The organism is Rhodococcus sp. SGAir0479 (assembly GCF_005484805.1).
GTDB lineage: Bacteria > Actinomycetota > Actinomycetes > Mycobacteriales > Mycobacteriaceae > Prescottella.
The window spans coordinates 246,827-268,266 of the sequence record NZ_CP039432.1 but is presented as its reverse complement, the minus strand read 5'-3'; the positions used below and the strand labels follow the sequence as shown (position 1 = coordinate 268,266).

Sequence of the window (21,440 nt, the reverse complement as noted above, 5' to 3'; positions counted from 1 at the left end):
ATGGAAAAGGTGACGTACACGACAGTACGCGCCGTGCCGGGGATACGGCACGACGCGTACTGGGACCGGTGAGACCTGTGAGGTTGCTGAGCTTCGAGGGGCTAGTGGGACACGGCCTTCTCGACGCCGACGCCGGTGAGCGAGCGCACCTCCATCTCGGCCTGCTTGAACGGATCCTCGAGCCGGCGCCGACCGACGTAGGTGCCGACGATGCCGAGCACGAACGCGAGCGGGATGGAGACGATGCCGGGATTGGCGAGCGGGAACCAGGAGAAGTCCGCGTCGGGCAGCATCGAGGTCTTGGTCCCCGAGACGGCGGGCGAGAAGACGATCAGCACCAGGCAGCTGATCAGGCCGCCGTAGATGCTGAACAGTGCGCCGGTGGTGTTGAACTTCTTCCAGAACAGCGAGTACAGCAGCGTCGGGAGGTTCGCCGAGGCGGCGACCGCGAACGCGAGCGCCACGAGGAAGGCGATGTTCTGCCCCATCGCCATGATGCCGAGGACGATCGCGACCACACCGATGACGACGACGGTGATCCGCGAGACCCGGACCTGCTCCTCCTCGGACGCCTTTCCACGCTTGATGACGCTCGCGTAGATGTCGTGCGCGAACGACGCCGACGCGGTGATCGCCAGGCCGGCGACGACCGCCAGGATCGTGGCGAACGCGACCGCCGAGATGATGCCGAGGAAGATGGTGCCGCCGAGTTCGAACGCCAGCATCGGAGCCGCGGCGTTCTCCTTGCCCGGTGCGGCCAGGATCTTGTCGGGGCCGACCATGCGCGCCGCGCCGTAGCCGAGGACGAGCGTGAACAGGTAGAAGGCACCGATCAGCCCGATCGCCCACGTCACCGAACGGCGGGCCTCCTTCGCGGTGGGAACCGTGTAGAAGCGCATCAGCACGTGCGGCAGGCCCGCGGTGCCGAGGACCAGCGCGATACCCAGCGAGACGAAGTCGAGGCGCGACATGTCACTGATGCCGTACTTCGCGCCCGGGGCGAGCACGTCCCGGCCGGCGACGGCCTCGTTGGCCGAGCCGTTGACCATGTCCTGCGCGTCCGCCAGCAGCTGCGAGAAGTTGCCCTTCACCGCGACCAGCACGAGGACGAACATGACGGCGGCACCGGCGACCAGCAGGACGGCCTTGACCATCTGCACGTACGTCGTGCCCTTCATGCCGCCGACCAGCACGTACACGATCATCAGCACACCGACGACCGCGACGACGATCGCCTGCCCGGCAAAGTCCTTGATGTTGAGCAGCAGCGCGACCAGGCCGCCCGCACCGGCCATCTGCGCGAGCAGGTAGAACAGCGACACCACCAGTGTCGACAGCGCCGCCGCCATCCGGACCGGCCGTTGCTTCAGGCGGAAACTGAGGACGTCCGCCATCGTGAAACGTCCGGTGTTGCGCAACAGTTCGGCGACGAGCAGCAACGCGACCAGCCAGGCGACGAGGAAGCCGATCGAGTACAGGAAGCCGTCGTAGCCGTACACGGCGATCGCGCCGGCAATGCCGAGGAACGACGCCGCGGACAGGTAGTCCCCGGCGATGGCGAATCCGTTCTGCGGGCCGGAGAACTGACCGCCGCCGGTGTAGAAGTCCGAGGCCTTCTTCGTCGAGCGGCTCGCCCGGATCACCAGCGTCATCGTGCCGATGACGAAGGCCGCGAAGATCGCGATGTTGAACAGCGGATTGCCGAGGTCCGTGGCGGGCGCCGACTGCGCGAGTGTGGTCATCACCGGGCCCGCCCTTCCAGTTCCTCACGGATCGCCGTCGAACGGGGGTCGAGCTCCCGGTTCGCGAACTTCACGTAGAGCGCCGTGATCGCGAACGTCGTCACGAACTGCCCCAGCCCCAACAGAATTCCGAGGTTGACGTGACCGAAGACCTCGGTGGCCATGAAGTCCGACGCGTACGTGGCGAGCAGGACGTAGACCGCGTACCACGTCAGGAAGAACGCGGTCATCGGAAACACGAAGCGGCGCAGTCGATGCCGCAGCTCCTGGAACTGCGGGCTGGCCTGCATGTCGACGAAGGCCTGCGCGTCGGGTACGGACCGCTGCAGCGGCTCTCCCGATCCGAGGTCGGTGGTGGTCATGATCGCTCCTGGGACATCGGCGACCTCGCGGGTCGCTGCTGCGGGTATGCGAAGCGACGCTAGTGAGATCCAGGTCACAGGAGAAGCGTGTGGTGGCAGTCACACGCCGAGTCGACATTGCGTGCGCCGAACGGTCGTGCGGTGACGACGAGTGGTCACCACCAGGCGTTCGCGGCCCGCACCGGTCGACCGGTCGGCGGTGCATCGGACGCCTGCAGGTACAGCAACCCGGCGCGCTCCTCGGTGGTCCAGGACCGAATCGGCAGGAGCTTGGGCGAGCCGCCGACGCACCGGCCCTGGCCGTTCCAGCGCCAGCGGTGCGCAGGACAGTCGATGGTGTCCCCGACGACCCGGCCCCGGCTGAGGTCGGCGCCCATGTGCGGGCAACGCGCATCGAGCACGTGGATGACCCCGGCGCGATCCGAGAACGCGACGAGGTCGGTGTCGAATGCACGGACCGAGTGGGGTTTGCCGTCGCGGTAGTCGTCGGCGGTTCCGAGGCAGTGCCAGTCGGACACGGCGTCTCCTTCTTCCGGGCGTGTACACCGGAAGCACACGCAGACCCGGTCACGGTGACCGAAACCGGCGAATCCCGTCAATCGCCGGACCCGGCCACCGGAACCTCGGCTCACGTCGAACGCAGATCGCCCTCGCGGTCGCGTCCCATCCCGAGCCGCTCGGGAGCGTGCATGCGGGTGAAGGTGCGGGCCACGTCGCGCGGCACCCGCCGGCGGGTGGCGAGACTGACACCGACCATCGTCGCGAACGACAGCGGCACGCTCACCGCGGCCGGGTACCCGATGAGCGCCGCCGGCCATCCGTGCCACATCTCGGACACCACCTCGGTCACCGCGACCAGCGCCGCTCCCCCTCCGACCACCAGCCCCACCGTCAGGCCCGCGCCGGCGCCGGCCGCTGTCAGGCCGCGCCACCAGATACCCAGCACCAGCAGCGGACACAGCGTCGACGCCGCCACCGCGAACACCAGCCCCACCGAGCGGGACAGGTCGAACGACGTCGCGCCCAACGCCAGAACCAGCGGCACCGCTCCCGACAGCAGCGCCGCCACCCGGAAATCGCGCACGCGCCCGCGCAGGACGTCGGTGCCGAGCACGCCCGCGACACTGACCAGCAGCCCCGACGACGTCGACAGGAACGCCGCGATCGCCCCGGCGGCGACGAGCGCGGCCAGCAGCTGCCCGCCCCACCCGGACAGCACCGACCCCGGCAGCAGCAGCACCGCCGCGTCCGAGGTGCCGGTGATGAGCAGCTGCGGCACGTACAGCCGTGCGAAGACCCCGAGCAGCACGGGGAAGACGTAGAAGGCGCCCACCAACGCGATCACCACGAGCGACGTCAGGCGCGCCGCTCGGCCGTCCGGGTTGGTGTAGAAGCGCACCAGCACGTGGGGCAGTCCCATGGCGCCCAGGAAGGTCGCCAGGATCAGCGAATACACCTGGTACAGCGGGTGGGGATCGCCGAAGCCGCCGCCGGGCACGAGCCAGTCGGCGCCGTCGGCCGGCGCCCCCGCGACCACCGGGACGGGCGAGCCGGCCGGCAACTCCAGCGTCGTGCCGCGGCCCAGCTCGTGCCGGCCCGCACCCAGCTGCACGGCGCCCGACACGTCCCGGCCGTCGAGCCGGCCGTCGACGGTCACGTCCACGGGTGTCGCGACCTGGACGACGACATCGGTCGTCACGTCCACCGAGGTCGTTACCGCGACCGTCGGCGGCGCGGGCTGTCCCACGGGTCGCTCGTCGGCGAAGAAGTGGACGGTGAGCACCAGCGCCGGTACCGCGACCGCGGTGAGCTTGAGCCAGTACTGGAACGCCTGCACGAAGGTGATCGACCGCATGCCGCCGCCGGCCACGTTGCCGACGACGATCGCGCCCACCACGACGACTCCCACCCAACCGGGCACGCCCAGAAGGATGTTCAGCGTCAGTCCCGCACCCTGGAACTGCGGCACCATGTACAGCACGCACACGAGCGCGACGACCGCCATCGCCAGTCGACGTACCCGCACCGAGCCGAGCCGGAACTCCGCGAAGTCCGGCACGGTGTAGGCGCCGGACCGGCGCAGCGGGGCCGCGACGAACAACAGCAGGCCCAGATAGCCGGCGGTGAACCCGATCGGATACCACAACGCATCGGCACCGTATTTGGCGATCAGTCCGGCGACACCCAGAAACGAAGCCGCCGAGAGGTATTCGCCGGAGATCGCAGCCGCGTTCCAGCCCGGACCGACGCTGCGCGAGGCGACGAGGAAGTCGGAGGTGGTGCGCGCGAGGCGGACGCCGTAGATCCCGATGCCCACGGTCGCCACCGCCGCGGCCACCAGGGCCAGTACGGTCATCAGCGGAATCGGCTGTCCGATCGTCGACATCGTCTCGGCGCCCCGCGGACTCAGTCGTCGACCAGGTCGGTGAAGTCCTGCTCGTTGCGTTCGGCCGCCCGGATGTAGAACCAACCCGCCGCCACCAGGACCGGGACGGCCAGCCCCCCGGCGAGCAGCCACGGCATCCGCACGCCCAGCACGGCGACGTCGGCGACGGACGGGAACGCGATCAGCAGCAGCGGGATCGCCCCGAACAGCAGCGCGACCACCGCGGCGACACGGACCGCGAGGCTGAGCTGCGCGCGCACGAGCCCACGGATCATCGCGTCGCCGACTTCGGTCTGTTCCTGCACCTCGACCCGGGTGCGCACCATGCGGGCGCCGCGGCGCTGCGCGAGCACCACCCGTTCCCGCGCCGGCGGCCCCGCCCCCGGCGAGGTCATCGCGACGTCCAGCTCTGACGCGGCCCGCGGATCAGCCGGTCCTTGAGTTCCCGCGTGTGCCGCCGGCTGACCGGCAGTTCCACCGCGGGTGCACTCCCCTGCGGGCGCAGGCACACGACCAGTCCCGAACCGACGCTACGGATTCCGGTGACCTCGCCGAGGGACACCAGGTACGACCGGTGGACCCGTAGGAAACCCGCGTCGGACCAGCGGCTCTCGAGCGACGAGATCGGTATGCGCACCAGATGCGATCCGCCGGCCGTGTGCAGCCGCGCGTAGTCGCCGTCGGCCTCCACCCATTTGACGGACGATCGCGGCACGAGCGTCGTGACCCCACCGAGCTCCACCGGGATGACTTCGTCCGCCGACTGGCCGTCGCTCTCGTCGCGGGCGCGTCGACGACGCTCCACGATGCGGCGCACCGATTCGGCAAGGCGCTCCTCGCGCAGCGGCTTGAGCAGGTAGTCGACCGCGCCGAGGTCGAACGCGGCGACCGCCCGGTCCTCGTGCGCGGTCACGAACACCACCGACGGCGGACTCGCGAACTGCGTCAGGATGCCGGCGAGCTCGAGCCCGTCGAGACCGGGCATGTTGATGTCGAGGAACACCGCATCGATCCCGCCCTCGCGCAGGATGCGCAGGGCAGTGGTCGCGTCACCGGCAGTGCGGGTCTCGCCGATCTCCTCGCGCGCCCGCAGCAGATAGGCGAGCTCGTCGAGGGCAGGACGCTCGTCGTCGACTGCCAGCACCGTCAAGGGGCCGTCCGGGGGCCCGTCCGAAGTCTCTTTCACAACGGATCCATCGTGCCACGTCGTGGGCCCCGGACCGACCAGGCAGGCCCGATGCCGGTTCCGCGATCAGGCCCGGATGCCCGGGCGGAACTTGGGTACCCGCATGCTCACCTTGGTGCCCGCACCGGGCGCGGTCTCGACGACCAATCCGTAGTCGTTGCCGAACGCGGCGCGCAGGCGGTCGTCGACGTTCGCGAGCCCCACGTGCGCGGCCTCGGACGTGCTGGGCCGGCGCCCGTCCCGCGGCTGTCGGGCGCCCGAGACGACGGCATCCAGTTCGCCCGAGCGCAGCAGTTCCGGGTCCATGCCGACGCCGTCGTCCTCGACGCTGATGATGCAGTCCGGCCCGGCGTCCGCGGCGACGATCGTGACGGTGCCGCCGTCCGGTTTCCCCGACAGCCCGTGCCGGACGGCGTTCTCGACGAGCGGTTGCAGCGCCAGGAACGGCAGCACCACGCTCAGCACCTCGGGCGCCACCTGCAGCCGGACCTCGAGGTTGTCGCCGAACCGGGCCCGCTCGAGGGTGAGGTAGCGGTCGACGTTGCGCAGTTCGTCCGCCAGGACCGTGTACTCGGCGGCCGACCGGAACGAATATCGGGTGAAGTCCGCGAACTCGAGCACGAGCTCGCGCGCCCGGTCGGGGTCGGTTCGCACGAACGACGCGATCGTGCCGAGCGCGTTGTAGATGAAGTGTGGACTGATCTGGGCGCGCAACGCCCGTAGCTCGGCGCGGTCGAGCCGGGCCCGCGACGCGTCCAACTCCGCCAGCTCGATCTGACTGCACGCGTACCGGGCGACCTCGGTGAGCGCGCCCAGCATCGCCGGGCCCGGGTCGCGGGTGGCCACGACACCGAGCACGCCCACGACGCCTGTGTCCTCGAGCAGCAGCGGCTGCGCGACCAGGGCGCGCACCTCCTGATTCCCCGGGGCGCGGGCGAGGTCGCCGTGCGCCACCAGCACCCTGCGGCCGCCGTCGATCGCGCGGACGGCTGCCGCGACCACCTGGTCCGCGAACGTCTCGTGCGGACCGTTCCACGCGAGCAGTCCGCCGTCCGGGCCGACGATCGCGAGCGAATCCGCACCCGTGAGCAGCCGCAGGTGGGGCGCAGCCTCTCGCGCCGAGGTCTCGTCCAGACCGCGGCGCAGCGGACGCGCCGCGAGCGACGCCGTGTGCAGTGTGTCGTGAACGGCGCGTTCGGCCGGCGTGGTCAGCACCCGCCGGGTGCGCATCGCGACCACGGCGGCGACGGCCACGGTCACCACCAGCACCGCCCACAGCACGCCGGTCACGGTGCGCCCTGGCCGGCGCACGTGTTCACGAGCGGCGCACCGGTGAACCGGCCGGCCACCCAGTCGACGGCGCCGGGCAGCGCCCGGGAGTCGGCATGGACGTCGTCGGCCCGGTACCGCATCTCGATCACGTCGCCCAGCCCGCACGCCCGTCCCACGGCCGCGATCGTCCAGTCCGGGCGGATGAGATTGTCCTTGCCGGGAATCACCACGAGCATGGGCGCGCCGGCGCGGCGCTGCGGCAGCGCGTCCGCGGTCAGCCACTCCCGCATCCGGGCCACGTCGTCGTTGCTGCGCGGGATGGTGTCCGCCGGAGTCAGGTTGAGGGCGACGGACAGCTTCCGCGACGCGAGCGGGCCCGTGCACGAACGGATCACGTCCCGGTTCTCGGTGAGCGGTCCACGGATGTAGGCGCTCGCGTCGAGGTCGGGATGCGAGACGGTCAGGCCGTCGATCAACATCGGCAGAAACATCTGTTGCGGGACATCGAGATTCGGAGGCCCGTCGGACACGATCGGACTGAGATCAGCGGGCGGCGACAGGCTGGCCGCCCCGACGAACTCGAGCCCGTCCCCGTAGTCGGTGGCCTGCTCGGCGGCCGCCCACGACGCCTGCCCGCCCTGCGACACCCCGATCGCCGCCCATCGGGTCGAGGCGTCGGGCACGAGGAACCGGGCGGCGCGGACCGCGTCGATCAGATTGTGGCCGGCGGTGTCCGGCTCGAGGTACGGGTGCGGGCCGTCGGTGCCGAGCCCCTCGTAGTCCGTGACCGCGACGACGAACCCGCGGCCGACGAGGTCCCGGACCAGACCCGCCGCCCCCAACAGGTCCGGGGCACGCGAGGGCGCGCACTCGTCGAGCAGTCCGGTCGTGGGATGCCCCACCGTCACCACCGGCCAGCCGCCGGCGGGCGCCTGCCCCGGCGGCACGAACACTGTGCCCGACACCTCGGTGCCGCGCCCGTCGATCCCCGACGTCGACCGATAGAGGATGCGCTGTCCGGACAGTCCGGAGCCGGTGAACGGCTCGGCGGACGTCACCAGTCCGCGCTCGGCGGGGGCGGGGGCCGCGACCGTGGAGGTCGGCGAGCTCACCGCGGTCGACGTGCGTGTGTCCGGGGTGCCCGACGTGGTCGCACACCCCACCGCGGTCGCCGCACACATCGCCACCGCGAGGGCCATCCGGGTTCGGGTCACGGCTCGATTGTGCCCGTCATCCGCGGCGCCGGCGCAGGACTCGCTGCTCGGCCGCCGCCTCCTCGATGTCGCGCGCCTCCAGTTCGGCGCGCAAAACCTCGTCCTCGAGGTCGCCCTCGTCGCGGGCGGCGATCAGCGCGCGACGCTGGGCCTGCAGCACGCGGCGCCGCACCGTGTCGAACAGCGCGCCGGTCCGGTGCAGTGCGGTGCTGTTGCCGTCGTCGTCGCCCTCGGCCTCCTCCACCTGTGCCCGCGCCCGGACCGAGAGCCGCACGCGGGCGACGGCCCGGGCGAACTCCTCGGGGTTCGCGCCGGCCGGCGGGTGGGCCGACAGTTCGGCGAGCGTGCGGTCGGCGGCCGCCGCCGAGATGCGCCGTGCCAGCAGGGTCTGTTCGCGGTCGCGTTCGGCCTCGGCGGGGTCGGCGACGTCGAGCCGTTCGATCAGGAACGGGATGGTCGCGCCCTGGATCACCAGCGTGCCGACCGCGACGACGAACGCGATCGCCTGGATGACGCCGCGGCCGGGGAAGGGGTCACCCGCCGCCGTGAGGACCGGGACACCGCCGGCCGCTGCCAGGGTGACGACGCCCCGCATCCCGGCCCAGGAGACGACGAGCTTCTGCCGCCAGTTCAGGCCGCGGTGCGCCGTCGTCTCCGTGCGCGGATCCAGACGCATCCGCAGCCCGCTCCAGTTCACGAACACCCACAGCGGCCGCACCGCGATGACGACCACCAGGACGGCGATCGCGTACGCGAAGATGTGGTGCACCGGCAGACCCTCGTCGGCGACGTCGTCGATGACGAACTTGAGCTGCAGCCCCATGTACGCGAACACGAACGTCTCCAGCAGCAGGTCCAACGTCGCCCACAGCGAACGCTCCTGGATACGCGTCGGAACCGAGGCGTTGGTGGCGTGATGACCCATGACGAAACCCGCGACGACGACTGCGAGCACGCCGGACGCGTGAATCTCCTCGGCCGCGAGGTACGCCGCGAACGGCAACACCAGCCCCAGGACGGTCTCGAGCGGCGAGTCGGACATCCGGGCCCGCACGAGCCGGACCACCGTGGCCAGCACGAAGCCGATCACGACGCCCCCGGCCACCTCGTAGAGGAAGAACAGCACCGGTTGCTCCACCACCACACGGGTTCCGGCGACCGCCGCTACACCGACAGTGAACAGGGTCAGCGCAGTCGCGTCGTTGAGAAGTCCCTCCCCGGTGAGGATTGCCAGAACTCGCTTCGGCAGTCCGAGTTGGCGTCCGACGCTGACGGCGCTCACCGCGTCGGTCGGCGACACGACGGCGCCCAGCACCATCGCGGCGCCCAGCGTCAGTTCGGGCACCAGCCAGTTCGCGAAGAAGCCCACGACGAACGCCGTCACCAGCACCAGCCCCACCCCCAACCGGAGGATGGGGCCGATGTTGCGCCGCAGACTCGCGAGCGAGAAGTCCAGGGCTGCCGAGTACAGCAGCGGCGGCAGCACGACCCCGAGGATGATGTCGGGCTCGAGTTCCAGCCGCGGCATGCCGGGAATGAACGAGGCCACCGAACCGAAGGTGACCAGGACGAGTGGAACCTGCAGGTCCTGCCGCTTCGCCAACCCCGTCACCGCGGTGGCCGCGATCACGACGAGTAGCACGAGGGTCAGGTTCACGCGTCGATTGTGCCGCGCTCAGGGCCGTCGCGGGCGCCGGCGCGGTGGAGCGCCGGCACCCGCGATCGCGCGCGGGCGATCACTGCCCCGCGTCCGTCACTCCTTCGGCGGTACGACCTTCTTGGCGGCCTCGGCAGCCTTGTCGATCTTCTCGCTGTACTTGCCGCCGGTCTTGTCGTCGGCGATGCCCGCCGCCTTGTCGATCACGTTCTGCACCTTGTCGGAGTGCTCCGAGGCGAGCTCCTGGCCCTTGTTGACGAGGCCCTTGACCGAATCCATGAATCCCATGGTCACCATTCTTGCGGAACTCCTGCGGATCCGCCCGCGGCGGCGACAGCTCAGGCCTGGCCGGGCACCGGCAGTGGGCTGGTCCCGTCGGCCGCCCGCGCCCACCGCGGGAGGATGAAGATGCCCTCCGCCTCGACGCAGACACCGTCCGGGCCGGCGATGTGGCCGGTGACGAACGTCTTGACGCCCTCGATCCGGTCCACCCGAGCCTCCGCGCGGAGCTTGCCCAACGGGGTGGGCCGCCGGTACCGCAGCGTCAGTGTCCCGGTCATGCCCGGGGCGCCTCCGTGCTCGGCGGCCTCGCCCAGGACCTGGTCGAGCAGGAGCGCCGAGATACCGCCGTGGGTCAGCCCCGCGGGCCCCTCGTACGCCATCCCGAGCTCGACCTCCGCCCAGACGAGACCGCCCTCCTCGCGCCGGATGTGCAGCGGCGGTGCGATCGCGTTCCGCAGCCCCACCACGGCATTGCCCCACGCGCGCCGGTTTCCGGACGCGTTCCACCGCACCCCGTACGGGTGCGGACGGGTCTTCTTCTCCAGCAGCCGCTTCGCGGCCTCGATGTGTTCACGGGCCCGGCGGATGTCGTCCTCGTCGGATTCGGTCGCGAGCGCGAGCTCGACCAGGTCCCGTACACCGCCGGTGAGGTCGCCGTAGAGGTCGGCTTCCCGGGCGATCTCCTCGTCCGTCAGCTCCTCGAACACGTAGAGCCCCTGCTGCCCGTCGATCGATTCCGTCACCGAAGCCTCACTCCCGCATGCACTGATGTGCAGCCTGCACGTCACGAGGACGATACCGAGGCCGGACTCACACCCCGGAGGCACACCACCGTGCCGTGCTGACCGACCGGATCCGATCGTGACGGCCGGCCGGGACGATCCCCGGCAGCAATACCTGCCAAATCTCGTCCACCCGGTGCTCGAGATCGGCGAACAGGGTGCCCACCCGCGACGCCAGTTGGGCCCCCGTGACCGCGCCGATCAGGTGCCGGGCGAGAACGTGCGGTGAGACGTAGTCGGCGATGTCGCCCTGCTCGATCGCCCGCCGGACCAACCGGGTGCAGCCGTCCGTCCACGCCCGGTACGGGTCGGGTCCGGTACCGCCGGCGGCGGACGTGCCCCGCTCGAGCGTCAGTCTGATGCCGGCGCGGACGACCGGGTCGGCGACGGTCTGCCGCGCGATCTCGTGGCACAGCATCACCACCTGTTCGAGGGCCGGCGCGTCGGTGGCGGCGATCGCGTCGGTCGTGGTGACCGCAATGCGGTGCTGTTCGTCGCTGATCCACTGCGCGAGGCCCTCCTTGGAGCCGAAGTGGAAGTACAGCGCGCCCTTCGTGATCCGCGCGCTCTCGACGATCTCCTCGACCCGCGCGCCGTAGTAACCGAACCGATCGAAGGCCGACGCGGCGCACGAGACGATCTGCTGCCTGGTCGCCACCGCACGCGCCTGCTGGGCCACGCCCGACCTCCACCCCGTCCCCCGATGACCGAACGGTTGAACGGCCGTCCGGACGGTATCACTCGACACGTGTCCACGCACCTGTCGATCTCGGGGCCCGGCGCCGTGGTCAGTGCACGCCGGGCAGGTCCTCGCTCGAGGCGAACAGGCGGCGGTGTTCGCCGTGGATCCGGCCCGTCACCCACCACGCGATCTCGACCAGCACCACACCGACCAGGCCGATGACGAGCGCCCCGGTGGTCGCGCCGACGTTCGACGGATCGAGCTTGAAGAACTCGCGGGTGAAGGAGAACCCGAACAGGATCACGTACCCGAGGACCGAGCACACCAGCAGCACGATCTTCCACCACGTGTACGGACGCGCGACCACCGCCAGCACCCACAACGCGATCATGATCAGCGTGATGAGCGCGGTCGTGCCGGCCTGCTCCACCTGCGCCTCGGTCGCCTCCGGACCGGCGTACGCCAGCAGGTACGACACGTACGTCGCGACACCGATGATGACGCCGGACGGGATCGCCAGCCGCATCACCCGCGCGACGAACCCGGAGCGGGCCCGCTCGTTGTTCGGCGCCAGCGACAGGATGAACGCCGGGATACCGATCGTGAACCAGGCCGCGATCGTCACGTGCCGCGGCAGGAACGGATACGGCAACGGGTCGAAGCCGAAGATCTGCGCCGCCAGGCCCGAAACGCCGATCAGGAACGCGAGCAGCACCGAGTAGACGGTCTTGGTCAGGAACAGGTTGGAGACCCGCTCGATGTTGCCGATCACCCGTCGGCCCTCGCCCACGACGTACGGCAGCGTCGCGAACTTGTTGTCCAGCAGCACGATCTGCGCCACCGCGCGGGTGGCCGGGCTCCCGGAACCCATCGCGACTCCGATGTCGGCGTCCTTGAGCGCGAGCACGTCGTTGACGCCGTCGCCGGTCATGGCGACGGTGTGCCCGCGCGACTGCAGCGCGCCGACCATCGCCCGCTTCTGGTCCGGGCGGACACGGCCGAACGTGGTGGCCTCGTCCAGCGTCGCGGCGAGCTTCTCGGGGTCCTCGGGCAGCTTGCGCGCGTCGATCGCGTCGTCGCCGCCGGTCAGCCCGAGCGAGGTCGCGACCGCGCCGACCGACACGGCGTTGTCGCCGGAGATGACCTTGACGTCGACCTTCTGGCTCGCGAAGTACTCGAGGGTCTCGCGGGCGTCGGGCCGGACCTTCTGGTCGAGGATGACCAGGGCCCGCGGGGTCACCGCACCGGGAGCGTCCGGGGCGTCGACGGGGCGGTCGCTGCTGCCGAGCAGCAGCACGCGCAGCCCCTGGGCGCCCACCTCCTCCGCCTGCCGGGCCATGTCGCTGTCCGGGTCGAGCAGGACGTCGGGCGCGCCGAGCAGCCAGTTGCCGTTGTTGCCGTACGACTGCCCGCTCCACTTCTTGGCGGACGAGAACGGTGCCACCGCGGTGGGCTCCCAGCCCGGATCGTCGGTGAGCGCCTCGCGGATCGCGAGCATGCTGGCGTTGGGGCGCGGATCGTCCGCGGCCATCGCGGCCAGTGCGCGGGCGACCTGTTCGTCGTCCGGCTTGGCGGTGCGCAACTCGGCGAGCTTCATGCCGTTCTCGGTGAGGGTGCCGGTCTTGTCGGCGCACACCACGTCGACGCGGGCCAGGCCCTCGATCGCGGGCAGTTCCTGGACGAGGCACTTGCGCTGGCCGAGCCGCACCACCCCGACGGCGAACGCGATCGACGTCATCAGCACCAGGCCCTCGGGCACCATCGGCACCAACGCGGCCACCATGCCGTTGAGGGCGGGCCCGAGTGCCTGGCCGCTCGAGAACAGCTGGTTGTAGATGATCAGCAGACCCGCCGGGATCATCAGGTAGGTGATGAACTTGAGGATCTTGTCGATGCCGGAGCGCAGCTCCGAGTGCACCAGCGTGAACTTGCTGGCCTCCTCGGCGAGCTTCGCCGCGTACGCCTCGCGGCCCACCTTGGTGGCCCGGTAGGCGCCGCTCCCGGCGACGACGTAACTACCCGAGAGCACCTGGGCACCGCCGGGCTTGTGCACGGGGTCGGCCTCGCCGGTGAGCAGCGACTCGTCGACCTCGAGCGCCGACGCCTCCACCACGACGCCGTCGACGACGATCTGGTCGCCGGGACCGAGCTCGATGATGTCGTCGAGCACCACGTCCTTGGGCGGGACGGGTGCAGCGGTCCCGTCGCGGCGGACCATGGGCTTGGCCTGGCTGACGATCGCGAGCTGATCGAGTGTCCGCTTGGCGCGGATCTCCTGGATGATGCCGATCGCGCTGTTCGCGACGATGAGCAGACCGAACATCCCGTCGACGATCGAGCCCGTCGACAGCACGATGATCAGCAGCACCCCGAGGATCGCGTTGATCCGAGTGAACACGTTCGCCCGGACGATGTCCTTGACCGAGCGGCTCGCCCGGTCCGGTACGTCGTTGGTCTGCCCGCTCGCGACCCGTTGCGCCACCTGGTCGGCGGTGAGGCCGTTCTCGATGTGTCGGGGATCGGTGTCGAGGGTGCCGACTACGCCGCCTTCGGTCGGCTCGTCCGTTGCCATGACACGAAGGCTATTCCACCTCCGTGACGGCACGTCGGAAGGTCCGCGATGTGGCCGGCGTCGACGCTCAGGCCAGGCCCTGCCACCACGGCTTCTGCTCGGGTGGGCGCACACCGTCGATGCGCTGACCCACCATCGGAACGCTCATGGTCACGCCGGCGTCGGCAGCCGCGTCGAGCAGCCGGGTGATCGGTTCGTCCCACGGATGGAAGGCCAGGTTGAACGTGGCCCAGTGAATGGGGATCAGCAGTCCGCCGTCGACGTCGAGGTGGACACGCACGGCCTCCTCGGGGTTCATGTGGATGTCCGGCCAGCGCTCGTCGTACGCCCCGACCGGCAGCAGCGTGACGTCGAACGGGCCGTACCGGCGACCGATGTCGGCGAAACGCGTCGTGTAGCCGGAGTCGCCGCCGAAGAACACCGTGCGGCGCGGTCCCGCGATCACCCACGACGCCCACAACGTGGTGTCGCGGGCGAGCCCGCGCCCGGAGAAGTGACGGGCCTCCGTGCAGGTCAGCGTCAGCCCGGCGACCTCGGTGCTCTCGTCCCAGTCCAGCTCCACGACCCGGTCGGCCGGAACGCCCCACCGACGGAGATGCGCGCCCACCCCGACGGGCACGACGAAGATCGTGGACTGCGTCCGGGCCAGCCGCACGACGGTGGACTGGTCGAGGTGGTCGTAGTGGTCGTGCGAGACGACGACGGCATCGATCGTCGGCAGATCCTCGAGCGCCATCGGCATCGGATGCATCCGGGCCGGGCCCAGGACCGCCGACGGCGAGACGCGATCGCTCCACACCGGATCCGTGAGCACTCGGCGCCCGTCGATCTCGATCAGCGCGGTCGCGTGCCCGAGCCACGTGACGGCCAGTTCGCCCGCGGCGGTCGGGGCCAGTGGCGCCGCCAGCGGGATCGCGCGACGGGGCCGGCCGGTGGCCCCGCGGGTGAGGAACGCCTTCGCCAGACCCGACTGTGATCCGGACGGAAGCGAAGAACTGGGCTCGGAATTGTGGAATCGGTTGTCGCGGTAGCGCGGTGAGCCCGCCGCGTACGGCCGGATTGCCGAGCGGGACGCACCGAGCGCCGGCACCGTTCCCCACGCGGCTCGAGCCACCCAGCCGGCGCCCGCGGCCGCCGCCGCGACGAGCAGTCGTCTACCGATCATCGTTCGATCCCCCTACCGACCCCGGAACTGCGGCGCCCGCTTCTCGAGCCGTGCCATGCGTGCTTCCTGCGCGTCCTCGCTGCCCCACGCCGCGTACAGCGCCGCCAGCTGCGCCTCGGTCTGCGGTTCGCCGGTGCCGTCGTCGTTGAGGACCAGCTTGAGGTGTCGCACCGACAGGGGGGCGAGCTCGGCGATGGTCCGGGCCCACTCCTGCGCCGTCACCAGGTCACCGATCTTGTTCGCGAGCCCTCGCGCGAAAGCCTCGTCGGCCGTGATCGTCTCGGCGCCCAGCAGTATCGTCCGGGCCGGACCGCCGCCGACGAGCGACACCAGACGCCGCACCGTCCACTTGTCGACCGTGATGCCGAGCTTCGCGGCGGGAACCCCGAACCGCGCCTCGGGCGCGACGACTCGCAGGTCGGACGCCAGCGCGAGCTGGGTACCGGCACCGACAGCAGGACCGTTCACCGCGGCGATCACCGGGACCGGGATCGAATCGATGGTGTGCAGCATCCCGAGCAGATGGTCCGTGAAGCCCTCGGCGTAGACGTCCCCGGACAGGTCGGCGCCCGCACAGAAGGCCGAACCCTGCCCGGTGAGCACGATCGCCCGAGCCTCGTCCGCGACGGCCTTCTCGAGCGCCTCGCGGAGCGCGATGCACAATTCGGTGTTGAGCGCGTTCCGCCGTTCCGGGCGCTGCAACTCGAGCGTGATCACGTGGCCGTCGCGGCTGGTCCCGATCATGTGGCTCCACTCGCTTTCTCGGGTGCGAGGCGCCGCCCCCGGTGGACGGTGCCCGGCGGGCGCTGTCCGAACAGAACCTGTTACACAGCGTTCACAGACACGCCGGTTGCCGCGGAACAACGGCGCCGTCGTGAGCGTTGCGGCTGACTCAGGCTATGACAGAACGGAGCGGGATGGACACCGAGCTCGAGGTGGTGGTGATCGGGGCCGGCCAGGCCGGCCTGTCCACCGCGTACCACCTGCGCCGCGCCGGCCTCGAGCCGGAAGGCGATTTCGTAGTTCTCGACCATGCGCCCCGCCCGGGCGGCGCGTGGCAGTTCCGGTGGCCGTCGCTCACGCTCCGGACCGTCAACGGCGTGCACGACCTGCCGGGGATGCCCTTCGCCGAGACGCTCGGACCCGACACCGAGACGGTGCAGGCCGCCGAGGCCGTCCCCCACTACTACGGGCTCTACGAGAAGCGGTTCGAACTCCCCGTGCACCGGCCGGTGCACGCGACGGTCGTGTGCGATCGCGGGGAGCGGCTTGCCGTGGAGACCGCCGAGGGCACGTATCGGACCCGCGGGCTCGTCAACGCCACGGGCACGTGGGAAAGGCCGTTCGTGCCGTCCGTGCCCGGTGCCGAGCGATTCGCCGGCCGGCAGCTCCACACCCGCGACTACCGCTCCGCGCGCGAGTTCGAGGGTGAACACGTGCTCGTGGTGGGCGGCGGCATCTCCGCCGTCCAGTTGCTCGACGAGATCTCGTGCGTCACCTCCACCACGTGGGTCACTCGCCGCGAACCGCAGTTCCGGGAGGAGCCGTTCACGCCCGAGATCGGACGGGCGGCAGTGGCGCTCGTCGAGGACCGAGTGCGCCGCGGGCTGCCGCCGGGCTCCGTGGTGTCCGTGACCGGGCTGCCCGTCACCCCGGCGATCCGAGCAGCGAAGGAACGGGGTGTGCTGCGGCGACTTCCGATGTTCTCCGAGATCACCGAGACGGGCGTGCGGTGGCCCGACGGAACAGAGCAACGCGCCGACGTCATCCTGTGGTGCACCGGGTTCCGCTCGTCCCTCGACCATCTGGCGCCGCTGCGACTGCGTGGCCCGGGCGGCGGCATCACCATGACGGGCCGACTCGCGACACAGGTGGCGGCCGATCCCCGCGTCCACCTCGTCGGCTACGGGCCGTCGGCGTCGACGATCGGCGCCAACCGGGCGGGCCGGGCCGCCGCGCGGGAGCTGACACAGTTCCTGGAGCGGTGAGGTCGGCATCCGCCACCGGACGCGGCTGTAGCAATGCGAGACCGATCGGTACATCATGGTCTCGTGACCGATCTTCCCGACTGGGCCGCAGGCCTCGACCTCGCCCCGCACCCCGAGGGGGGCTGGTACGTCGAGACCTGGCGTAGCGACATCGAACTGCCCGGCGTCGCGTTGCCGAACATGTTCGGCGGGGCGCGGTCCGCCGGAACGGCCATCCTGTTTCTACTCGAACCCGGCCGACAGTCTGCGTGGCACACGGTGCGCGGCACGGAGATCTGGCTGTACCACCGAGGAAGTCCGCTCCTGCTCGAACTCGGCGAGGACGGCGACGCGCCCGGCCCCGTCACGAGCCATGTTCTCGGACCGGACATCTCGTCCGGTGAGAGCCCACAAGTCGCGATCCCGCCGCGCACGTGGCAGCGAGCCCGGCCCGTCGGCGACGAGCCGGGCCTCGTCAGCTGCATCGTCGTGCCCGGGTTCGATTTCGCGGACTTCCGCGTCGAGGGCCAGCAGCAGCCGATGCCCTCGCCGGCGCAGTACTGACCTCGCGAACGCGACGTCGACGGCGTAGGACCGAAGAACTTGACCACGCATTGACTCGAACACCAGTTCGAACTAGACTCGTGTCATGAATCCGGGGGGACTCAATACCGCAGCTGCTGCGCTCATCGAGCTGAGTCACGATGACGTGCGGGGGCTGGCCGAGTTGGACCTGGTGCGCACGACGGTTGATCTCTCGCGTCTGATCGAGCAGCTCGAAGCCCTGCGCGTGACGGCTGTGGTCGAAATCGACGAGCGTGCAGTCTCGTTCGACACGCTGGGGTTTCGTAGCGTGAAGCAGTGGCTTGCCGCCAATACGTTGCTGGAAGTGCCTGCCGCGGCCCGGATTCTGGCGTTGGGGAAGGCGTTGCGGCGTGAACCGGATGTCGCTGATGCTTTTCAACGCAGGGGCCATCTCCGGCGAGCATGCCGCTCTGATCACCAAGTTCTGCGGACAACCGCCGCGTGGCATGCCGAACGAGGCCCTTCCGTCGTGTCGGCAGGTACTACTCGACTGCGCCGCCAACCCGGCGGCGACCACGGTGAGTGTGCGCACCTGCATCTCGCGGCTCGAGCGGATCTTCGAATCCGACGAACTCCCGCCCAGTGAGGACGCCGACCGCAACGAGTTCCACGCCTCGAAGACGTTGAACGGGCGCGTGGCGGTGAAGGGTGACTTGGATGCCGTCACCGGCGAGATGTTGCTGACGGCGCTGTCCGCGCTGACGAAACCGCGGAACCCGAACGACGACCCCGCCGCGACGCGGACCGCGGGACAGCGCCGCGCGGACGCGTTCGCCGAAATCCTGCGCCGCTACCTCGACTCGGGTGAGGCACCCATCGAGGGCGGCGAGAAGCCGCACCTGTCGTTGCACGTGAACGCCCGCGACCTCGCCCGCACCGACCACGACCACGACCACGACCACGATGCGTGGTTAAGCCGAGACAGGGACGCCGACACACAGAACCTGTTCGGCAGCAGCGAATTTCACGGTAAGGATGTTTCCCGCCTACCGCACCTCGGACCGCTGACCATCGCCACCGCCCGCCGCCTCGCCTGCGACTGCCACCTCACCCCGGTCGTGATGGACGACGGTGTACCGCTGAACCTGGGCCGCACCACCAGAACCGTGTCCAAGAAGCAGCGCCGGGCGCTGATCGCCCGCGACCACGGCTGCGCCTTCCCCGGCTGCGGCGCCCCGCCCGCCCACTGCGAAGGTCACCACATCCATCACTGGGCCGACGGCGGACCCACCGACCTCGACAACCTCGTCCTACTCTGCCGGTACCACCACCGGCTCCTCCACCACTCCCACTGGGAAGTGCAGATCGGCCCCGACCACCACCCCTGGTTCACCCCACCATCACTGGTGGACCCAGACAAGAAACCCATGCCCGCGCACAACCGCGCCGGACCCCATGCGGCGTAATCGAGGGAGAGCGACGACGCCACAACGGCCCTGAAACCGTTGCAGCCGACATCCGAAGGGTATGGGTGTCGGCTACAACGGCGTGACCAGACGTACCCGAGGGCGCTGCGGCCCAAGAAGTGCCGCCGCGAGCGAAGATCAGGACCGGTGCAAGTCGCGAGCGTCGGACGCTGCATCCTGCATACGAGCGAGGAACGTGGAGATCGTCTGCTGCTCCCCCGGCGAGAAGGTATCGATCACGTCCACCACTCGCCCGATCAGCGGACCGAAGAACGACCACCCGAGTTCCTCGGCCCGCGGGGTGACCGTCACCAGCACGCGACGACGATCCTCGGTGTCCCGTGTCCGTGCGAGCAGCCCGGTGGCCTCGAGGCGATCGACCAAGGCGGTCGTGGACGCCGAACTGATACCGAGCTGGCTGCCGAGCCACCCGGGCGTGGGCGGGGTACCCGACCGCACGGCGTCCAACAGGCAGATCAACGCCTGAAGATCGGTGGAATGCAGGCCGTTCCGCGTCGCGAACTCCGAACCCAGGAGATTCAGTTCGACGGTCAGCGCCCGGAGGCGGTGCACGTACGCCATGGCCTCGCGGTCGCGGGAGTGGGTCACTTCGGCTCCGATCCTCGACGGTTTTATCTCGATAGTCTAACCTCTCGATCATCGAGAGAATTCGGAGGGGTGCACGATGGAAATGACGACGAACGGCTTCGCCGCGACGCCGGCCGGACAGGAGTACTTCGACCGATACGACCGGGTGCTCGACAAGTGGGCCGCCCCCGTTGTCGGACGTTCGGTGACGACTCGGCACGGAGTCACGCACGTCAACGTGTGCGGTCCGGACGACGGGACGCCGGTGGTGCTCTTACCGGGTGCTGGAGCGTCGTCCACGTCGTGGTTCGCCGTCGCGGGCGAGCTCGCCGCGACGCATCGCGTATACGCCGTGGATCTACTCGGCGACCCCGGCCGCAGCGTCGCGGGTTCCCGCCTGCGGACGGTGGACGATCTACTCGGCTGGTTGTCCGCCGTACTCGACGCGCTCGGGCTCGAATCCGTCGCGCTCGTCGGTCACTCGTACGGCGCGATGGTGGCCCTGGCCTACGCGTTGCGGAACCCGGACAAGGTCCGTCGCTTGGTCCTCGTCGATCCCAACGCATGCTTTGCCGGCATGCGGCCGGGTTACCTCCTTCGCGCTCTCCCGCTCTTGCTGCGTCCCACCGCGAAGCGGCAGCGCGCGCTCATCGGTTGGGAGACAGCAGGTTCCGATCTGGACCGGGACTGGCTCGATCTCGTCGGGTTCGGAGCCGAGCACTTTCCCGCGACCAGGCCCGTCGTGCCGCGCCGCCCCAGCCGCCGCGCTCTCGCCGACCTGCAGTGCCCGACAACCGTGGTGCTTGCCGAACGCAGTCGGATCCACAATGTGGACCGGGTCCGGTCCCGGGTGACCAATGCGATACCTACGGCCCGAACGAGGATGCTGGACAGCGCAACTCACTACACCCTGCCGATGGCGCCCGCGCCGGCGCTACTCGCCGTGCTGGACGAGGCGCTCCGATAGTCCGTGTCCACGCCGATCGACGGCCCGAACGGGAACGAGGCAGACCAACCACGTGTGCACTGTCGAGCGCAACCGAATCCCTCGCGCTCGCGCGCTCTCCCCGAGCACCGATCGCGCCCCGTAGACGGCATCGAACAGCAACCCCTCCAACAGGCTGATCAAGTCGTACGCCGTCACCTCCGCGTCGGCGGCACCGAGCGCGTCCATCAGTGTCGTCGCCTTCTCGACGGAGAACAGGCACGACGCGATCGCCACGCGAAGCTCGGCGTCCGCCGCGGCGTCGACCGCGAGCGCGTACCGGGCGAGGACGTCCCGGCGGCGCACCGTCGTCAAGTGCTCGAGCTGACCGCCGATCAACTCGGCAGCACTGTCGAGCGTCGGCGGTACCGCGTCGGTGTACACCGCGAGGAAGGCGGACCGCGAACGGTCGGTCAGCCGCCGCACCGCCGCAGTCACGAGCGCCTCGCGGGTACGGAAGTAGTACGACGTCGAGCCCTTCGCGAGCCCCAGACGCTTGTCGATCGCCTGATGCGTGACGGCGTGGTTTCCCCCCTCGGCCGCGAGGTCGAGGGCAGCCTCACAGATCGCGTCGCGACGGGACGGGCGGTGACTCATGTCTCCATCC

General features: G+C 70.2%; 20 protein-coding genes and 1 pseudogene. 4 read left to right on the top strand and 17 right to left on the bottom strand.

What is annotated here, in order from left to right:
• Window positions 1-101: 101 nt before the first annotated feature.
• The 15 genes from E7742_RS01270 to E7742_RS01200 all read right to left on the bottom strand — a co-directional run bounded on the left by E7742_RS01270 (window position 102) and on the right by E7742_RS01200 (window position 16,046).
• Entirely contained in the window at window positions 102-1,742 is a 1,641-nt protein-coding gene (locus E7742_RS01270) for a solute symporter family protein (protein ID WP_441346872.1), read from the bottom strand.
• Window positions 1,742-2,104 (bottom strand): DUF485 domain-containing protein, encoded by a 363-nt coding sequence (locus E7742_RS01265; RefSeq protein WP_137797263.1) that lies wholly within the window; start codon window positions 2,102-2,104, stop codon window positions 1,742-1,744. The genes E7742_RS01270 and E7742_RS01265 overlap by 1 nt, the downstream gene beginning before the upstream one ends.
• A 155-nt stretch (window positions 2,105-2,259) precedes the next feature.
• Window positions 2,260-2,622, bottom strand: a complete 363-nt coding sequence (locus E7742_RS01260; RefSeq protein ID WP_137797262.1) for a Rieske 2Fe-2S domain-containing protein — start codon at window positions 2,620-2,622, stop codon at window positions 2,260-2,262.
• A 110-nt stretch (window positions 2,623-2,732) separates the two neighbouring features.
• Window positions 2,733-4,490, bottom strand: coding sequence for a sodium/solute symporter (locus E7742_RS01255; RefSeq protein ID WP_137797261.1), 1,758 nt, complete (start codon window positions 4,488-4,490; stop codon window positions 2,733-2,735).
• Window positions 4,491-4,510: 20 nt separating this feature from the next.
• Window positions 4,511-4,885 (bottom strand): hypothetical protein, encoded by a 375-nt coding sequence (locus tag E7742_RS01250; protein WP_137797260.1) that lies wholly within the window; start codon window positions 4,883-4,885, stop codon window positions 4,511-4,513.
• Complete coding sequence (locus E7742_RS01245) at window positions 4,882-5,676, bottom strand: LytR/AlgR family response regulator transcription factor (RefSeq protein ID WP_137797259.1); 795 nt, start codon at window positions 5,674-5,676, stop codon at window positions 4,882-4,884. The genes E7742_RS01250 and E7742_RS01245 overlap by 4 nt, the downstream gene beginning before the upstream one ends.
• A 66-nt stretch (window positions 5,677-5,742) precedes the next feature.
• Window positions 5,743-6,966: a sensor histidine kinase gene (locus E7742_RS01240; RefSeq protein WP_137797258.1), complete on the bottom strand. Its 1,224-nt coding sequence runs from the start codon at window positions 6,964-6,966 to the stop codon at window positions 5,743-5,745.
• Window positions 6,963-8,162: a lipase family protein gene (locus tag E7742_RS01235; RefSeq protein WP_137797257.1), complete on the bottom strand. Its 1,200-nt coding sequence runs from the start codon at window positions 8,160-8,162 to the stop codon at window positions 6,963-6,965. The genes E7742_RS01240 and E7742_RS01235 overlap by 4 nt, the downstream gene beginning before the upstream one ends.
• Before the next feature lie 16 nt (window positions 8,163-8,178).
• Window positions 8,179-9,819, bottom strand: coding sequence for a Na+/H+ antiporter (locus E7742_RS01230; RefSeq protein ID WP_137797256.1), 1,641 nt, complete (start codon window positions 9,817-9,819; stop codon window positions 8,179-8,181).
• Between the two features lie 96 nt (window positions 9,820-9,915).
• Window positions 9,916-10,107, bottom strand: a complete 192-nt coding sequence (locus tag E7742_RS01225) for an antitoxin (protein WP_137801002.1) — start codon at window positions 10,105-10,107, stop codon at window positions 9,916-9,918.
• A gap of 50 nt (window positions 10,108-10,157) precedes the next feature.
• On the bottom strand, window positions 10,158-10,844 hold the full coding sequence (locus E7742_RS01220) for a PaaI family thioesterase (protein ID WP_137797255.1): 687 nt from the start codon (window positions 10,842-10,844) through the stop codon (window positions 10,158-10,160).
• Window positions 10,845-10,911: 67 nt separating this feature from the next.
• Window positions 10,912-11,562 carry a ScbR family autoregulator-binding transcription factor gene (locus tag E7742_RS01215; protein ID WP_137797254.1) on the bottom strand — a complete coding sequence of 217 codons (651 nt, stop codon included), beginning with the start codon at window positions 11,560-11,562 and terminating at the stop codon, window positions 10,912-10,914.
• Window positions 11,563-11,671: 109 nt separating this feature from the next.
• On the bottom strand, window positions 11,672-14,137 hold the full coding sequence (locus tag E7742_RS01210; protein WP_137797253.1) for a cation-translocating P-type ATPase: 2,466 nt from the start codon (window positions 14,135-14,137) through the stop codon (window positions 11,672-11,674).
• 67 nt (window positions 14,138-14,204) lie between these two features.
• Window positions 14,205-15,302, bottom strand: coding sequence for an MBL fold metallo-hydrolase (locus tag E7742_RS01205; protein ID WP_137797252.1), 1,098 nt, complete (start codon window positions 15,300-15,302; stop codon window positions 14,205-14,207).
• A gap of 12 nt (window positions 15,303-15,314) precedes the next feature.
• Window positions 15,315-16,046, bottom strand: a complete 732-nt coding sequence (locus tag E7742_RS01200; protein WP_137797251.1) for an enoyl-CoA hydratase — start codon at window positions 16,044-16,046, stop codon at window positions 15,315-15,317.
• Window positions 16,047-16,219: 173 nt separating this feature from the next.
• Between E7742_RS01200 and E7742_RS01195 the strand changes: the two genes are divergently transcribed.
• The 3 genes and pseudogenes from E7742_RS01195 to E7742_RS01185 all read left to right on the top strand — a co-directional run bounded on the left by E7742_RS01195 (window position 16,220) and on the right by E7742_RS01185 (window position 19,260).
• The gene (locus E7742_RS01195) at window positions 16,220-17,290 is read left to right on the top strand and encodes an NAD(P)-binding domain-containing protein (RefSeq protein ID WP_137801001.1); all 1,071 of its coding nucleotides are present in this window, start codon (window positions 16,220-16,222) and stop codon (window positions 17,288-17,290) included.
• A 63-nt stretch (window positions 17,291-17,353) separates the two neighbouring features.
• Entirely contained in the window at window positions 17,354-17,833 is a 480-nt protein-coding gene (locus E7742_RS01190) for a cupin domain-containing protein (RefSeq protein ID WP_137797250.1), read from the top strand.
• An 85-nt stretch (window positions 17,834-17,918) separates the two neighbouring features.
• Window positions 17,919-19,260 (top strand): annotated as a pseudogene (locus tag E7742_RS01185) (DUF222 domain-containing protein).
• A 138-nt stretch (window positions 19,261-19,398) separates the two neighbouring features.
• On the opposite strand, the gene E7742_RS01180 reads toward E7742_RS01185, so the two are convergent.
• Complete coding sequence (locus tag E7742_RS01180; RefSeq protein ID WP_137797249.1) at window positions 19,399-19,869, bottom strand: MarR family winged helix-turn-helix transcriptional regulator; 471 nt, start codon at window positions 19,867-19,869, stop codon at window positions 19,399-19,401.
• A 76-nt stretch (window positions 19,870-19,945) separates the two neighbouring features.
• On the opposite strand from E7742_RS01180, the gene E7742_RS01175 reads away from it, so the two are divergent.
• Window positions 19,946-20,815 carry an alpha/beta fold hydrolase gene (locus E7742_RS01175; RefSeq protein WP_137797248.1) on the top strand — a complete coding sequence of 290 codons (870 nt, stop codon included), beginning with the start codon at window positions 19,946-19,948 and terminating at the stop codon, window positions 20,813-20,815.
• On the opposite strand, the gene E7742_RS01170 is transcribed toward E7742_RS01175, so the two are convergent.
• Window positions 20,783-21,430, bottom strand: coding sequence for a TetR/AcrR family transcriptional regulator (locus E7742_RS01170; RefSeq protein WP_137797247.1), 648 nt, complete (start codon window positions 21,428-21,430; stop codon window positions 20,783-20,785). The two genes, E7742_RS01175 and E7742_RS01170, sit on opposite strands and share 33 nt — an antisense overlap.
• Window positions 21,431-21,440 lie beyond the last annotated feature (10 nt).